Source organism: Dyella ginsengisoli LA-4, assembly GCF_000334915.1.
GTDB lineage: Bacteria > Pseudomonadota > Gammaproteobacteria > Xanthomonadales > Rhodanobacteraceae > Dyella_A > Dyella_A ginsengisoli_A.
This window is the reverse complement of record NZ_AMSF01000075.1, coordinates 15,005-30,685: the sequence shown is the minus strand read 5'-3', so window position 1 is coordinate 30,685 and position 15,681 is coordinate 15,005. Positions and strand designations below refer to the sequence as shown.

General features: G+C 67.8%; 12 protein-coding genes and 1 pseudogene. 11 read left to right on the top strand and 2 right to left on the bottom strand.

The window, feature by feature from the left end; genetic code table 11:
* Nucleotides 1–16 precede the first annotated feature (16 nt).
* Nucleotides 17–2,557, bottom strand: coding sequence for a penicillin-binding protein 1A (locus C693_RS0116790; protein ID WP_017463445.1), 2,541 nt, complete (start codon nt 2,555–2,557; stop codon nt 17–19).
* A 251-nt stretch (nt 2,558–2,808) separates the two neighbouring features.
* Between C693_RS0116790 and C693_RS0116785 the strand changes: the two genes are divergently transcribed.
* The 11 genes and pseudogenes from C693_RS0116785 to C693_RS0116735 all read left to right on the top strand — a co-directional run bounded on the left by C693_RS0116785 (nt 2,809) and on the right by C693_RS0116735 (nt 15,111).
* Nucleotides 2,809–3,867, top strand: coding sequence for a pilus assembly protein PilM (locus C693_RS0116785; RefSeq protein ID WP_017463444.1), 1,059 nt, complete (start codon nt 2,809–2,811; stop codon nt 3,865–3,867).
* On the top strand, nt 3,867–4,508 hold the full coding sequence (locus C693_RS22045; RefSeq protein WP_017463443.1) for a PilN domain-containing protein: 642 nt from the start codon (nt 3,867–3,869) through the stop codon (nt 4,506–4,508). The genes C693_RS0116785 and C693_RS22045 overlap by 1 nt, the downstream gene beginning before the upstream one ends.
* The gene (locus C693_RS0116775; RefSeq protein WP_017463442.1) at nt 4,505–5,158 is read left to right on the top strand and encodes a type 4a pilus biogenesis protein PilO; all 654 of its coding nucleotides are present in this window, start codon (nt 4,505–4,507) and stop codon (nt 5,156–5,158) included. Before C693_RS22045 ends, C693_RS0116775 begins: the two co-directional genes overlap by 4 nt.
* Nucleotides 5,155–5,703 carry a pilus assembly protein PilP gene (locus tag C693_RS0116770; RefSeq protein ID WP_026107503.1) on the top strand — a complete coding sequence of 183 codons (549 nt, stop codon included), beginning with the start codon at nt 5,155–5,157 and terminating at the stop codon, nt 5,701–5,703. Before C693_RS0116775 ends, C693_RS0116770 begins: the two co-directional genes overlap by 4 nt.
* A 56-nt stretch (nt 5,704–5,759) precedes the next feature.
* Nucleotides 5,760–7,916 (top strand): annotated as a pseudogene (gene pilQ / locus C693_RS24505) (type IV pilus secretin PilQ).
* A gap of 153 nt (nt 7,917–8,069) precedes the next feature.
* Entirely contained in the window at nt 8,070–9,071 is a 1,002-nt protein-coding gene (locus tag C693_RS0116760) for an AAA family ATPase (RefSeq protein ID WP_017463438.1), read from the top strand.
* On the top strand, nt 9,068–9,997 hold the full coding sequence (locus tag C693_RS0116755) for a DUF58 domain-containing protein (RefSeq protein WP_017463437.1): 930 nt from the start codon (nt 9,068–9,070) through the stop codon (nt 9,995–9,997). The genes C693_RS0116760 and C693_RS0116755 overlap by 4 nt, the downstream gene beginning before the upstream one ends.
* Nucleotides 9,994–10,527, top strand: a complete 534-nt coding sequence (locus tag C693_RS22740; RefSeq protein ID WP_017463436.1) for a DUF4381 family protein — start codon at nt 9,994–9,996, stop codon at nt 10,525–10,527. The genes C693_RS0116755 and C693_RS22740 overlap by 4 nt, the downstream gene beginning before the upstream one ends.
* Nucleotides 10,524–11,516 carry a VWA domain-containing protein gene (locus C693_RS0116745; protein WP_017463435.1) on the top strand — a complete coding sequence of 331 codons (993 nt, stop codon included), beginning with the start codon at nt 10,524–10,526 and terminating at the stop codon, nt 11,514–11,516. Before C693_RS22740 ends, C693_RS0116745 begins: the two co-directional genes overlap by 4 nt.
* Nucleotides 11,513–13,393 carry a VWA domain-containing protein gene (locus C693_RS0116740; protein ID WP_017463434.1) on the top strand — a complete coding sequence of 627 codons (1,881 nt, stop codon included), beginning with the start codon at nt 11,513–11,515 and terminating at the stop codon, nt 13,391–13,393. Before C693_RS0116745 ends, C693_RS0116740 begins: the two co-directional genes overlap by 4 nt.
* Nucleotides 13,390–15,111 carry a BatD family protein gene (locus C693_RS0116735; RefSeq protein ID WP_017463433.1) on the top strand — a complete coding sequence of 574 codons (1,722 nt, stop codon included), beginning with the start codon at nt 13,390–13,392 and terminating at the stop codon, nt 15,109–15,111. The genes C693_RS0116740 and C693_RS0116735 overlap by 4 nt, the downstream gene beginning before the upstream one ends.
* On the opposite strand, the gene C693_RS0116730 is transcribed toward C693_RS0116735, so the two are convergent.
* A complete protein-coding gene (locus C693_RS0116730; protein ID WP_017463432.1) occupies nt 15,098–15,619 on the bottom strand; it encodes an O-acetyl-ADP-ribose deacetylase in 522 nt (173 codons plus the stop codon). The genes C693_RS0116735 and C693_RS0116730 overlap by 14 nt on opposite strands.
* Nucleotides 15,620–15,681: the final 62 nt, after the last annotated feature.

Sequence of the window (15,681 nt, the reverse complement as noted above, 5' to 3'; positions counted from 1 at the left end):
GATCCTACCTGCTGGGTCAGAAAATGTCGTAGGCGTGCTTCTTGTCCTTGTCCTGCTGCTGCTGCGCCGCCTGGCTGCGCAGCTTGTCCAGGTCCTCGACCTTGAAGACCTCGGGCATGGTGTCGGTGTCGCCCGGTGGTGCCGGCAGGCCGGTGGTGCGGTCGATGGTGATCGTGCTGATGCCGGGCGGCATCGGCAGCGAGTTCTCCGGCAGGCCCTTCAGCGCTGCACCCATGTACTGCATCCAGATCGGCAGGGCCGCCTGGGCGCCGAACTCGGCCACGCCGTTGGCGCGCCCCAGCGAGGTGAAGTCGTCGAAGCCGACCCATACCGCCGTCGACAGGTCGCCATTGAAGCCGACGAACCAGGCATCGCGATGATCGTTGGTGGTGCCGGTCTTGCCGGCGAGGTCGGGCCGATTGAGTGCCCGGGCGGCCGCGCCGGTGCCATGCAGGATCACGTCCTTCATCAGCGAGGTGATCAGGTAGTCGTTGCGGATGTCGATCACGTGCGGTGCCAGCACTGGCGGGGCCTTGGCGTCGCCATGGGTGTCCTCCGGCAGCACGGTGTCGCCGACATCGGCGAGGCTGGCGGCGCCCGCCGGTGCCGACGTCGAGGTGGCGGGCGAGGTGGCCGGGGCGACGCTCTTCTCCACCGGCGGCGGGCCCGGCGGCGGCGGGTTGAGCAGCCGTTCCTGGCACGAGCGGCAGGCGCGCGCGGGATTGGCCAGGTACACCGGCTTGCCGTCGCGGTCGTCGATCTCCTTGATGAAATACGGCTTCACCAGATAGCCGCCGTTGGCGAACACCGAATAGCCGCGCGCCATGTCCATCGGCGAGACCGATGCGGTACCCAGCGCCATGGACAGGTTGGCGGGCAGGGCGTCCAGCGAGAAGCCGAAGCGCGTGGCGTACTCGCGGGCGAAGCTCACGCCGATGGCGTCAAGCAGGCGCACCGAGACCAGGTTCTTCGACTCCACCAGCGCCTGGCGCAGGCGGATCGGTCCGTCGAACTTGTTGTCGTCGTTGGCCGGGGTCCACAGTCCGCCCGGCTTGGACGGGTCGGGCAGGGCCAGCGGTGCGTCGTTGACGATGGACGCCGGGGTGAAGCCGCGCTCGAAGGCGGCCGAATAGATGTAGGGCTTGAAGCTGGAGCCGGGCTGACGGGCGGCCATCACGGCACGGTTGAACTTGCTGCGGGCGAAGTTGAAGCCGCCGACCAGCGCTTCGATCGCGCCGTCCTCCGGGCTCACCGACGCCAGCGCGCCCTGCACCTTCGGGACCTGCGCCAGCTCCCATTCCCCCTTGTCGTTGCGGGCGAGCCGGATGATGTCGCCGCGCTTGAGCACGGTGTCCACCGCCTTCGGGGTGGCTCCCGTGCGGGTGTCGCTGACGTAGGGGCGCGCCCAGGACACGGCGGCCAGGTCCAGCGTGGCGCTCTCACGGGAGGAGAGGTAGACCGTCGCCTGCTGCGGCGTCACCGCGGTGACCACGCCGGGCAACATGCCCGACACGCTCGAGTAGCTGGCCAGCGCGTCGTCGAACTCCTTGGTGCCGGCGTTCGCCGGCAGGTCGGTGTGGGCCTCGGGACCGCGCCAGCCGTGGCGGCGGTCGTAGGCCACCAGTCCGTCGCGCAGCGCCTGTACGGCCTCGGTCTGGCGCTGGCTGTCGAGGGTGGTCTTGACCACGTAGCCGTCGGTCAGTGCATCGTTGCCGAGCCGGTCGAGCACCTGCCGGCGCACCATCTCGGCAAGGTACGGTGCCTCGACCTCGATCGGTTGCTCGTGCGGGTAGGCGTTGTTCGGCTCCCTGATCGCCTGCTCGTATTCCTGCTTGCTGATATAGCGGTGCTCGAGCATCTGCCCCAGCACCCAGTTGCGGCGCGCCAGCATGCGGGTCGGGCTGTTGATCGGGTTCACCGCCGACGGCAGCTGGAACGTCGAGGCGATGGTGGCGCACTCGGCGATGGTGAGCTGGTCGAGCGTCTTGCCGTAGTAGTACTCCGCGGCTGCTGCCACGCCGTAGGCGCGATGACCGAGGAACATCTTGTTGAGGTAGAGCTCGAGGATCTGGTCCTTGGTCAGCTCGTTCTCCATCCGCACGGCGATGAAGATCTCGATCAGCTTGCGCGAGTAGAGCTTCTCCGGGCTGAGGAAGAAGTTGCGCGCCACCTGCTGGGTGATGGTCGAGCCACCGGAGCCCTTTTCACCGCCGGAGATGATCACGTGCCAGGCGGCGCGCGCGATGCCGTGCCAATCGAAGCCGGGGTGGCTGTAGAAGTCGGCATCCTCGGCCGACAGCACCGCGTGCTTGAGGCGGTCCGGGACGTGGGCGATGTCCACCGGGATGCGCCGGGTCTCGCCGAAGGTCGCGATCAACTTGCCGTCCGCGCTCTCCACACGGAGCGGGACCTGCATGCGGTAATCCTTGAGCTGGTCGACGTTGGGAAGGCGGGGGGCGATCAGCCAGTAGGCGACGCCGAGTGCGGCTACGCCGAGCAGCAGTCCCGAGAAGGCCAGGATCAGTGCCCAGCGGAGCAAACGCTTGAAAATTCGCATGAGTATTGGGGTAGCGAGACCTGAGTCAAAACGTGCCAGAGTATAGATGTAGCAGTATCCACCACACGGCCGGCGGGCTTCCGCAGGAACCTGCGCCAATCGAACTCCAATGACTCAAATGTGTGACCCATCACGCCACTGAGTCGAGAAAGTGGCCGTATACCGTTGCTATTGCGTTAATTTTTGGATTTAATGCCAGCGCGCAGCCGCCGGATTCCGGCTCGGAGCGCTAGGGGTAAGGGGGACAAACCGTGGGTCTTTTCACACCCAAGAAGCCGCCGCTGATCGGCGTCGACATCAGTTCGACTGCCGTCAAGCTGCTGCAGCTCAGCCAGACCGGAGGGCGTTACCGCGTGGAGCACTACGCGGTGGAGCCGTTGCCCCCGAATGCCGTCGTCGAGAAGAACATCGTCGAGGTCGAGGCCGTCGGCGAGGCGATCCGGCGGGCGCTCGCCCGCTCCGGTTCCAAGCTCAAGCACGCTTGCGCTGCCGTAGCCGGCTCGGCCGTGATCACCCGGGTCATCCCGATGTCCGCGGAACTCTCCGAGGACGATCTGGAAGGTCAGATCCAGGTGGAGGCGAACCAGTACATCCCCTACCCGATCGAGGAAGTAAGCCTCGATTTCGAGGTGCTGGGACCGGTGCGCGACAACCCGGACATGAACAACATCCTGCTCGCCGCGTCGCGCACCGAGAACGTGGACATGCGCGTGGCAGCGCTCGATCTCGGCGGCCTGAGCGCCAAGGTGATCGACGTCGAGGCCTTCGCGCTGGAAAACGCCTTTGCGATGCTGGCTGACCAGTTGAATGTAGGGCGCGATGCCCTGGTCGCCGTGGTCGACATCGGCGCCACCATGACCACGCTCTCCGTGCTGCGCAACCAGCGCACCATCTACTCACGCGAGCAGGTATTCGGCGGCAAGCAACTGACCGACGAGATCATGCGTCGCTACGGGCTCTCCTACGAGGAAGCCGGTCGGGCCAAGCGCAAGGGCGGCCTGCCGGAATCGTACGAGACCGAGGCACTGGAGCCGTTCAAGGAGTCGCTGATCCAGCAGATCAGCCGCCTGCTCCAGTTCTTCTTCGCCGGCAGCGAGTACAGCAAGGTGGACCAGGTGGTTCTCGCTGGCGGGTGTGCCTCCATCGAGGGCCTCGGCCCGATGCTGGAGGAACAGCTGGGCATCTCCTGCGTGGTGGCCAATCCGCTGGCACGCATGTCGCTGTCCTCGCGCGTGCAGGCCCAGGCCCTGGCCCAGGATGCCCCGGCGCTGATGATTGCGGTCGGCCTGGCGCTGAGGAGCTTCGACTGATGGCACATATCAACCTCCTTCCGTGGCGCGCCGAACGCCGCAAGCAGCGCGAGCGCGAGTTCTTCATGCAGCTGGGTGCGGCCTTCGTGGCTGCGCTGCTGTGCCTGATCCTGTGGGGCTGGTGGATGGACCTGCGGATCGACAACCAGAACGAACGCAACGCCTACCTGCAGACCGAGATCCACCAGCTGGACGAGAAGATCGCCAAGATCAAGGACCTGGAGAAGGTCCGCGATCGCCTGCTGGCGCGCAAGCAGATCATCGAGCAGCTCCAGGCGAACCGATCGCAGATGGTCCACTTGTTCGACGAGCTGGTTAAGACCATTCCGGCCAGCGCTCGTCTCACCGGCCTGAAGCAGACCGGCGATTCGATGTCGCTCGACGGCGTCGCCCAGTCCAACGCCAGCGTCGCCGAGTACATGCGCAACATCGAGGCTTCGCCCTGGATGGGACACGCCGATCTGCGCAAGACCGAAAACGTGCACAAGGACGTACGGATGCCTTACGTATTCGGCCTGAACGTCACGTTGAGCCGACCGAAGGACGAGGGGCAGCCGGTCGCTGTGCCGGATGACAAGACGCCAGCGGGGAACCCGGCATCGACGGGTGCCAAGCCGGCGACGGGAGGGGCCAAGCCGTGAAGCTCTTTGATGATCTGCGCAGCCTCGACAAGAACAACATCGGTGGCTGGCCCCAGTCGGTCAAGATTTTCTTCACCGTCGCGCTGTTCGCCCTGATCGGCTTCCTGGGCTGGTACCTGTACATCAGCGATCAGCAGGATCAGCTGCAGTCGTTGGCGCACAAGGAAGAATCCCTCAAGCAGGAATTCGTGACCAAGCAAGCCAAGGCCGTGAATCTCGAAGCGCTGCAGCAGCAGCTCGACGAGATGCAGGACATGCTGCGGCAGCTGCTTCGCCAGCTGCCCAGCAAGACCGAGATGCCGGAGCTGCTGGTGGACATCTCCCAGACCGCGCTGTCTGCGGGCCTGGAGGTCGATTCCTTTGTTCCCGGGGCAGAAACGCCGAAGGACTTCTACGCCGAGAAGCCGATCGCGCTGAAGATGAGCGGTACCTATCACCAGTTCGGTACGTTCATCAGTGGCGTCGCCTCGCTGCCGCGCGTGGTGATCCTGACCCTGCATGACGTCTCGCTGACGCCGGCCAATCCTTCGGCCGATGGCGGCGGCAAGCTCGTGCTGCAGGGCACGGTGAAGACCTATCGCTACCTCGATGACGACGAGACCGGCGACGCGAAGAAGCATGCTGCGGGCAACAAGAGGGGGCGGAAATGAGCCGGTCTTTCGCCATGAACCCCGGTCGTGGGCTACGCATCGCTGCGCTTTGCGGCGCACTCATCGCCCTGGCCGGGTGTACGCGCGGCATGTCTGATCTGCGGACCTGGGTCGCCAAGGAAAAGCAGAAGAAGGGCGCGCCGATCGAGCCTCTGCCGGTGATCCGGACCTTCGAAACGTTCGAGTACAAGGACCAGGGGGATCGTGATCCCTTCAGTCCCAGCTCCGCCGAACTTCAGCCATCCACCAACACGGCATCCACCGGCCCGCGACCGGACGAGAACCGTCCGAAAGAGCCGCTGGAGATGTTTGCGCTCGACAGCCTGAAGATGGTGGGCACGATCGGCACGGGGGCTGGCATGGAGGTCCTCATCAAGGACCCGGGTGGCGTCATCCACCGCGTGCACAAGAACGAATACATGGGCCAGAACTACGGCCGAATCACGGCGATCAGCGACGACCACGTCGATCTGATCGAACTGATCTCCAACGGTAATGGTGGCTGGATGGAGCGTCCGGCCAGCATCGCGCTCGGCGAGAAATAGGAAACACAGGGGCTGATGCAATGAGCAACCAAAACACACCTGTTCAGGGCCGAATCATGCGCCACGCGAGCCGCTACCTGGTGACCCTCCTGTTCGCCGCCGGATCCCTGTGGTCGCAGGCGACCCTGGCTGCCACGTCCACGCTGAAAGACATCAGCTACAACGTGCTGCCTGGCGGCCGCATCGAACTGCACATCAACTTCGAGCAGGGCCAGGTGCCCGAGCCGAAAATCTTCACCACCGACACGCCTCCGCGCATCGCTGTCGACTTCGTCGACACGACGAATGCCGCAGCAAGGCATATGGATGTCGGCAAGGGTTCCCTTTCGGGTATCTCCGCGGTGTCGGCGGGCGATCGCACGCGTGTGGTGGTCGACCTGATCCGCCCCTCGAGCTACACCACCCGAGTGGACGGCAACAGCCTGGTTCTGACGGTCAACAACGGCACTGACGCCCAGACCACCACGACTGCGGCGAACATCGATCCATCCAAGCGCCTGCCTTCGGCGAGCAGCGGCCCGGCGGTATCCAATATCGACTTCCGCCGCGGCCCCAATGGCGAGGGGCGCGTGCTGGTGAACTTCAGTGGAGCCGGCGCCACCCCCAACATGCGGCGCGAAGGGGACAAGGTCATCGTCGATCTCGATCACGTGAACCTGCCGCCCAGCCAGGCGCAGCGTCTGGACGTGATGGATTTCGCGACTCCGGTGCAGGCCATCGTGACCCGTGCGGCCAGCAATGGCGCGCAGATGGAGATCAGCACGTCGGGCAACATCGAGACGTCGGCCTATCAGTCGGGCGACCAGTACGTGGTCGAAATCGCACCGAAGAAGAAGGAGGCCGCCACGGGCAAGCTGGCCAAAGGCCAGGAACCGGTCTAAACCGGCAGCCGCGTCACCTTCAATTTCCAGGACATCCCGGTGCGCTCGGCATTGCAGCTGCTTGCCGACATCTCCGGCCTCAACCTGGTGGCATCGGACTCGGTGGGCGGCAGCGTGACCCTGCGCCTGGTGAATGTGCCCTGGGATCAGGCGCTGGACGTGGTGCTGCGCGCCAAGGGCCTGGACAAGCGCCGCAACGGCAACGTGATCTGGATCGCCCCGCAGCAGGAGCTGGCCAAGTACGAGCAGGACCTGGCCGATGCCCGCATGAAGGCCGAGGACAACGCCGAGCTGGTGACCGACTACATTCCGATCAGCTACGGCAAGGCGGCGGATATCGCCAAGTTGCTCACCACCGAGGCCAAGCAGGGCACAGGTTCAGGCGGTGGCGGCGGCGCATCCGCCAATGCCAGTCGCGGATTCCTCTCGCCGCGTGGCAGCGTCTCGTACGACAACCGCACCAACACCCTGCTGATCAGTGACACACCGGAGAAGATCAAGGAGATCCGCGCGCTCGTGGCCGTGCTCGATCGCCCGGTCCAGCAGGTGCTGATCGAGTCGCGCATCGTGGTGGCGACCGACCAGTTCACCCGGGAGCTGGGTGCCAAGTTCGGCATCAACGGTTCCCAGACCAATCCGAGCGGCCAGGTGCTGCAGCTGGGTGGTGCACTGGGAACGAATATCGGCAGCAACGGCGCGCCGGCTTCGCTGGGGTCCGGTGGTCTCAACGTGAACCTGCCCACCACCACGCCTGGCGGCAGCCTCGGCCTGGCGATCCTGGGTGCGAACTATGCGCTCGATCTCGAGCTCTCCGCGGCACAGACCGAGGGGCGTGGCGAGGTGATCTCCAGTCCGCGCGTGATCACTGCCAACCAGCAGGAGGCGGTCATCCGCCAGGGCCAGCAGATCGGCTACGTGACCTATCAGAACAGCGCCACCGGCGCGGCCGGCAGCGGCACCGCCACCGTGCAGTTCAAGGACGCCGTGCTGGAGCTGAAGGTCACCCCGACGATCACCGCCGACAACCGCGTGTACCTGAAGATCAACGTCAAGAAGGATGCGCTGGCGAAGTTCATCGACGCCCCGGGCAGTGGCCAGGTGCCGCAGATCGATACGCGCGAGCTCAACACCTCGGTGCTGGTCGACAACGGTCAGACGGTGGTGCTGGGTGGCATCTACGAGATCACCAAGCAGAACACCGTGACCAAGGTGCCCGGCCTCGGCGACATCCCCGGCATCGGCATGCTGTTCCGCAAGACTTCGCGGCAGAACGACAAGGCGGAGCTGCTGATCTTCGTGACGCCGCGCATCCTCAGCGACAAGCTGCAGTAAGCCGGATCGGAAGAGAAATAGTGAAAGGGCGGCCGAAAGGCCGCCCTTTTTCATTGGGTCGCTTCGCATGACCACCGGGCTATATCGCCGCGCTGGCTAAACTTCCATGATCGGACGCTGTCCTACGCCGCGTCTCCCATGGAAGCCTTCCGGATGACCGATCTCGCGCCAGCCCAGCCAGCCACCGCCCTGCAGCAGTCCTTTTCCCTCCTGAGGGAGGGATTGCAGCGTTCCATCATCGGGCAGCCACGACTGATCGATTGCCTGCTGATCGCCCTGCTGGCCGACGGCCATCTGCTGGTGGAAGGGGCGCCCGGCCTGGCCAAGACCACGGCGGTGAAGGCGCTGGCTTCGTGCATCGATGCCGATTTCCATCGCGTGCAGTTCACCCCCGATCTGTTGCCCGCCGACCTGACCGGCACCGACGTGTTCCGCCCGCAGTCCGGAAACTTCGAATTCGAGCGTGGTCCGCTGTTCCACAACATCGTGCTGGCCGACGAGATCAACCGCGCGCCGGCCAAGGTGCAGTCGGCGTTGCTCGAGGCGATGGCGGAACGGCAGATCACGGTCGGTCGCAGTACCTGGCGCCTGCCCGAGCTGTTCCTGGTGATGGCGACGCAGAACCCGATCGAACAGGAGGGTACTTTCGCCCTGCCGGAGGCCCAGCTCGACCGCTTCGTCATGCATGTCACCATCGGTTACCCGGATGCTGCCGCCGAGTTGGCGATCCTGCGCCTGGCGCGCGGGCAGGCCAGTCGTGCGGCGCACGGCCAGCAGACCGCTCCTGCCGCGCGATTGACTCCTGCCGACGTGATGGCTGCGCGTGAAGAGGTGCTGGAGGTGCACATGGCCCCCGCACTGGAGGAATACATCACGCAACTCGTGCTCGCCACGCGCGATGCCGGACGCTACGGGGCGGAGCTCGATCGCTGGATCGCCTGGGGCGGCAGTCCCCGCGCGACCATTGCGCTCGATCGTTGCGCCCGCGCGCATGCGTGGCTGAACGGTCGTGACTACGTGTTGCCCGAAGATGTCCATGCCGTGGCGCATGAGGTGCTGCGCCATCGCGTGCTGCTGAGTTACGAAGCCGAAGCCGAGGGCGTGCGGCCCGATCAGGTGATCGATCGCCTGCTGGATCTCGTGCCATTGCCGTGAGCGCCGTGCTGCCGTCACACCCGGCCGATGGCGTCACCCAGGTGGCGCTGTCGGAGCTGTTGGCGCTGCGTGCGCGCGTGGGAAGGATGACTCTGCCGGTCCATGTCAGCCGTGCCTCACGCGCGGGTCAGCAGTCGAGCCGACTCTACGGCCGCGGGATGGATTATGCCGAGTCTCGCGTCTACCAGCGTGGGGATGACGTGCGGCGACTGGACTGGCGGCTCACTGCACGCAGCGGCAAGCTCCACACCAAGCTGTTCCAGGAGGAGCGCGAGGGGCGACTTCTGATCCTGCTCGACACTCACGCATCCATGCGATTCGGCACGCGCACGCGGTTCAAGTCGGTGCAGGCGGCGCGCGCCGCGGCATGGGCTGCATGGGCCGCCGTGAAGGGAGCCGAACGTGTCGGACTGATGGGCTTTGGCACGCGCGATGAATTGTTGGCGCCGCGCGCCGGCGCACGCGGTGCGCTCGCGGTCTGCGGCGCGCTCGCCGCCTGGGGCGGACGGTCGGCCGATGCCGACGAGGAACCGCTGTCGGCCGCGCTGCAACGGGCCATGCGGACGGTCCACGGAGCCAGTCGCGTGCTGTTGATCACCGATGGCGCCTGTTGCGACGAGACTGCTCGACGCGCCCTGGTGGAGTTGTCCCGGCGCGCCCGCCTGGGTGTGCTGGCGGTGGTCGACCCCCTCGAGGTGGCGCCCACGCCGGAAGGCGACTATCCGTTTGAGCACGGGGGCGTGCGCGCGCAACTGCACATTCATGGCGAGCGGCAACGTCATTGGCTGCCGGGCCTGCTCGGGGCGGGGCATGCAAGGCTGGCTGCGTTGTGTCGCGCCACGGGCGTGGCTTGTCGCACCGTGGACACGACGGCCGATCCGTTCGATGCCGTCGCTGCGCTGCTGGGCGCCCGGAGTGGCCGATGAGCCTGCCACTGCCCGCATCCGCCGCTTCCGCTGCATCCGCGCCGTCTGGTCCGGAGCTTCGCGACATCCATCTGCCGCCGCCGCCGTCATGGTGGCCGCCAGCACCGGGCTGGTGGGTGCTGGCTGCGTTGGCGTCGTTGCTGCTCGCCTGGGCGGTCTGGCGCTGGATTTCGCGTCAGCGGCATCTGCGAGCACGCGCGGCGTTGCTCGCTCTGGTGGACGACGCCCTGTCCGGGACCGAAGGTCGTCCGCAGGAGGCTGCGGCGGCGCTGCATGCGCTGCTGCGCCGCGCGGCGCGGAGACTGGATGGAGGCGGTGGCACGCTTCGCGGCGAGGCCTGGCGGGAAATGCTCGAGCGGGTGCCGGTCGATGCAGCCGTAATCGACCGCCTCACCGATCTGGATACCCTGATCTACCGACCCGCCCAGGCCATCGAACGCGATGCCCTGGCCGACGCCGTTCGAGCCTGGCTTGGTGCGTTCGCTGATCAGACCCGACGCAGCGGTGCGAACCGGAGGGCGCGTCGATGATGTGGCCCGAGTTCGCCTGGCCCTGGCTGGCCATCGCTCTGCCGCTGCCGTGGCTCGTGCGCCGCTGGCTGCGACCCACGGCACCGGGACGGGCCCTCCACCTGCCGCACCAGGGCATCGCGCTCGCCGTCGCGGTGCCGGTGAAGGCGGGCGGCGCGCGGCCCTGGATGCTCGCACTGGCGTGGCTGTGCCTGGTCGGCGCCGCGATGCGCCCGCAGTGGGTCGGACCGCCACAGGCGCAGCAGCGCAGCGGTCGGGCGATGATGCTTGCGGTGGACCTGTCCGGCAGCATGCGCACCGACGACATGCAGCTCGCCGGTCGGCCGGTGAGTCGCTTCGGCGCGGTGGAGGCGATTGCCAGCGACTTCATTGCCCGCCGCAGCGGCGACGAGATGGGACTGGTGCTGTTCGGCAGCCGCGCTTTTCTGGTCACGCCGTTGACCTACGATCTGTCGGCAGTACGCGCCCAGCTGCAGGGCGCAGCCGTGGGCCTGGCCGGCACCGAGACGGCGATCGGCGATGCGATTGCCGTGGCAGTGAAGCGTCTGGCGGCCTTGCCGGAGCAGGCGCGGGTCCTGGTGCTGCTGACCGACGGCGTGAACAACGCCGGTAGCATCACGCCGATCGAGGCGGCGAAGGCGGCGAAGGCGGCCGGCGTGCGCATCTACACCATCGGTATCGGTGCCGACCGCATGACCGTGCCGGATTTCTTCGGCAGCCGCGTGATCAATCCGTCGGCTGATCTCGACGTCGGCATGCTCACCTCGATCGCCGAACAGACCGGTGGCCGCTTCTTCCGCGCCACCGACAGCCGCCAGCTGGCCGATGCGTATCGCACCATCGATGCGCTGGAGCCGATGCCGCAGCGTGCGCCCACCCTGCGTCCCCGGCACGAGCTGTTCCGCTGGCCGCTCGGCCTGGCGCTTCTGTTGCTGGGGCTCGCGACCTGGCCGCGCTGGCGCGTCCTCGACGGGGAGACGCCGGCATGATCCAGGCGTTGCACGCATTCCATTTCCTGCGCCCGCTGTGGCTGCTTGCGCTGCTCGGCTTGCCGCTGGCGACCTGGTGGCTGGTGCGTGCCGACGCCGGCGAACGGGCGCTGTCGCGCTTGGTCGACCCGGCGCTGCTGCCGCATCTGCTCGCTGGCCAGCCGGTGGGGCGCCGCGCCGCCACCGGCCTGCTTGCCGCGGGATGGTTGCTGGCGACGCTCGCCTTCGCCGGCCCGACCTGGAGCCGTCGGCCGCAGACCCTGTATGCCGATCGGGCAGCCCAGGTGATCGCACTGAACCTGTCGCCGCGCATGCTCGCACGCGATATCGCTCCCAGTCGGCTGGACCGCGCCAAGTTCAAGGTGCGCGACCTGCTGCGCAGCAACCGCGATGGACAGAATGCGCTGGTCGCCTGGTCGGGCGAGGCGTTCGTGGTGGCGCCGCTCACTTCCGATGCGTCCAGCCTCGACGAGCTGCTCGATGCGCTCGCGCCGGACACCATGCCGACCGAAGGCGACAACGCGACCCAGGCGATCGAGCAGGGCGTCAAGCTGATCCAGCAGGCCAAGGCCGGGGGCGGGTCGGTGGTGTTGGTCACCGACCGCGTCGATGCCGGTGCGGCCGGCGCGGCGCGCCAGGCGCTCGCGCAGGGTGTGCGTGTGTCGGTACTGGGCATCGGCACGTCAACTGGTGGGCCGGTGCCGCTCGACGGCGGTGGTTTCCTGCGCGATGCACAGGGCAACCTGGAGATGGCGCGGCGCGACGATGCCGCGCTCGCCGCAGTGGCGCGTGCAGGCGGCGGCGTGTATCAGCCGGCCACCGACGACCAGCGCGACGTCCAGGCGTTGCATGCCGAACTGCCGCAGAGCGCACAACTCGCCGCGGGCGACGCGCGCAGCGAGCAGTGGCTGGACCGCGGACCCTGGCTGTTGCTGCCCTTGCTGGTGATCGTCGCCCTGGGCTTTCGGCGCGGCTGGCTGCTGATGCTGCCGTTGGCCTGCCTCCTGGCTGTGCCGGCGCCGGCGCACGCCGATGGCTGGCGCGACCTGTGGCTGCGTCCCGACCAGCAGGCGGCCCGCGCGCTCAGGCAAGGCGACGCGCTGGCGGCCAAGCGGCTGGCACAGGACCCGGCGCTGCGCGCGGCGGCGGATTACCGCAGTGGCGACTACGCGGCGGCGGCCCGCAGCCTCGACGGGCTGTCCGGCAGCGACGCGCAGTACAACCTCGGAAATGCGCTGGCCAAGCAGGGAAAGTACAAGGAGGCCATCGCTGCCTACGATCGCGCGCTGGCGACCAACCCGCACAATGCCGATGCGAGTGCCAATCGCCAGGCCGTGCAGGACTGGCTGAAGCGCCAGCCGCCGCCGAAGGGCGACAACGGAGCGCAGGACGACAAGGATCACCAGGGCAAGGACGGCCAGCCGCAGGATCAGCAGGGTCAGTCGAAGGGCCAGTCACAGCAGGGCCAGAAGGGCCAGCAGCAAGGCAAGCCGGGTGACGCCTCAAAGCCACAGCAGGGCCAGCAGGGCCAGCAGGGCCAGCAGCAGTCGTCGGGACAAGGCAAGAACGACGGTCAGGCCAAGCCGCAGACGCCCGAGCAACGCGCGGCCGAGCAGGCGCGCGCCGAGGCGGCGCGCAAGGCCTTGCAGAAGCAGATGGACCAGGCGTTGAAAGGCAAGCGGGCCAAGGGCGAGCCGGACCAGCCGCACCAGCTCGGCATGCCGGACCAGGACGATCCGTCCTCGCGCCTGCCCGCCGAGGTGCGGCAGGCACTGCAGCGCGTGCCCGACGATCCCGGTGCGCTGCTGCGCCGCAAGTTCGAACTGGAATACCGGCAGCGCCACGGCGGCGCCACCGGGGAGGATGAACAACCGTGATCCGTCCATGGCGCCCCCTTGTCGCAGTCCTGCTGCTCTCGCTGATGCCGATGCTGGCGCAGGCCGCGGTGCGAGCCACGCTGGACCGCAGCACCGCGCATCTCGGCGAGACGGTCACGCTCAACCTGCATTCGGATACCGCGCCGATCAGCGCTCCCGACCTGTCCGCGCTCAACCAGGACTTCCAGGTACTTGGCCAGTCCAGCGGGACCACCCGCAGCTTCGTCAATGGCAAGAGCACCGTCGACTACTCCTACGGCGTCGCCTTGCGTCCCCTGCACGAGGGCACGCTGCAGATTCCGGCGCTGACGATCGGCAACGAACAGACCCAGCCGCTGACCCTCGAAGTCACCGCGCCCAGCGCGGCCGATGCCGACGTGCACGGCCCGGTGTTCGTCGAGGCGCGCTTCGATCCGCCGCACCCGTACGTGGGCCAGCAGGTGGCGCTGAGCGTGAAGCTCTACTACACCAGCAACCTGGCCAACGCGTCGCTGTCCGACCCGGCCATCGACGGTGCCGACGTCAATCGGCTGGGCAACGACACCGACTACCAGGCGCAGCGCAACGGTCGCACCTACAACGTGATCGAGCGGCGGTATGCGGTGGTGCCGCAGAAGGCCGGCGAGCTGACCATGGCGCCGATCGTGTTCCAGGGCGACCTGCTCGACCCGAACGATCCGAACAGCTTCCTCGGCATGGGATCGCCGGTGCAGACACAGAGCAATGCGCTCACGCTGCGGGTGCAGGCGGCACCGGCCAGCTGGGGGCAGTCGGCGTGGCTGCCGGCGCGCCAGCTCACCCTCGGCGTGGACGGCCTGCCCGGTCCCGGCACGCCGGTGCGCGTGGGGCAGCCGTTCAATCTCACCCTGCGCATCGATGCCACCGGGCTGTCGTTCGAGGCGCTGCCGTCCCTGACCCTGCCCACGCTGGACGGTGCCACGGCGTATCCGGACAAGCCGGTGACCGGCAACCGGGTGGACGGCGGATGGATCATCGGGCATCGCGAGCACCGTTTTGCGATCGTGCCCGGTCGTGCGGGCACGCTGACCCTCCCGGCGATCACGGTGAAGTGGTGGAACGTGGTCACCGGCCAGCCGGAGACGGCCACCATTCCCGCCCACAGCATCCGGGTGTTGCCGGCGACCGGGACGACGGCGTCGGCCGGCGGTCCCGCGCCCGCGGCGTCGACGCCTGCGGCGACCGTCGGCGCCGGGAAGACGCCGGCAGCGCCTGCGACGGACTCCGGAACGGCGCGGACCACCCGTTCGCCGTGGATGTGGATTGCCCTTGCGCTGGGGACGCTGTGGTTGCTCACCCTCATCACGCTGCTGCTGCGCCGGCGGCGCTCCCCGCGCCCGGTGAGCTCGGTGCGTGGCGAGCCGGATGCGCCGGCGCCCCCGAAGGACCGCCGCGAAGCCTTCCTGCGCGCTGCGCGGAACGGTGACAGCGAGACCCAGGCACATGCGCTGCTGGCCTGGGCCCAGGGCGAGCGCCCGGGCTTGCGGCATCTGGAAGCCGTGGCGGCCGCGCTGGACTCGCAGGAGCAGCGTGCCGTGATCGCGGCGCTCGAGCGCGCCCGCTACGCCGGTGCGGTGGCCAGTCCTTCCCCCGCGGCACTGGAGGCGGCTTTCGTCCACGGCTTCGCCTGGCGCGATGCAGGCGCAGGTAAACCTGTCGACGAACCGCTGCCGCCGCTGTACCCGTTCAAGCTCCGCTGAGCGCGCGGGCGAACACCTCGCCCATCGCCGTGTCGCGCGCGCACAGCGTGACCTGCATGTCCGGGTGACGGGTCAGCACGGAGCGCACGCTGCGCACGGCTACCGCCGCTGCGGCTTCGGCCGGATAGCCATACACCCCGCAGCTGATCGCCGGGAACGCCACGGTGCGCAGGCCGCGGGCGTGGGCCAGTTGCAGCGAGCGCTGGTAGCACAGCTCCAGCAGCTCGGGCTCGCCGTCGTGGCCGCCGAGCCAGACCGGGCCAACGGTGTGGATCACGTGGCGGGCGGGCAAGGCGAAGCCCGGGGTGATCACCGCCTCGCCGGTCGGGCAGCGCACGCCCGGCAGCACCTCGGGCAGCGCCCGGCAGGCGGCGAGCAGCGCCGGACCCGCCGCACGGTGGATCGCCCCGTCGACCCCGCCGCCGCCGAGCAGGCCGGGGTTGGCCGCGTTGACGATGGCGTCCACGGCCAGGGTGGTGATATCGGCGACGATCTTGCTCAGGGTCATGGTCTGTCCAAGATGGGGCACGTATGCTTCCCCATGATGGTTGATCCGGAGTGCACGGCAAA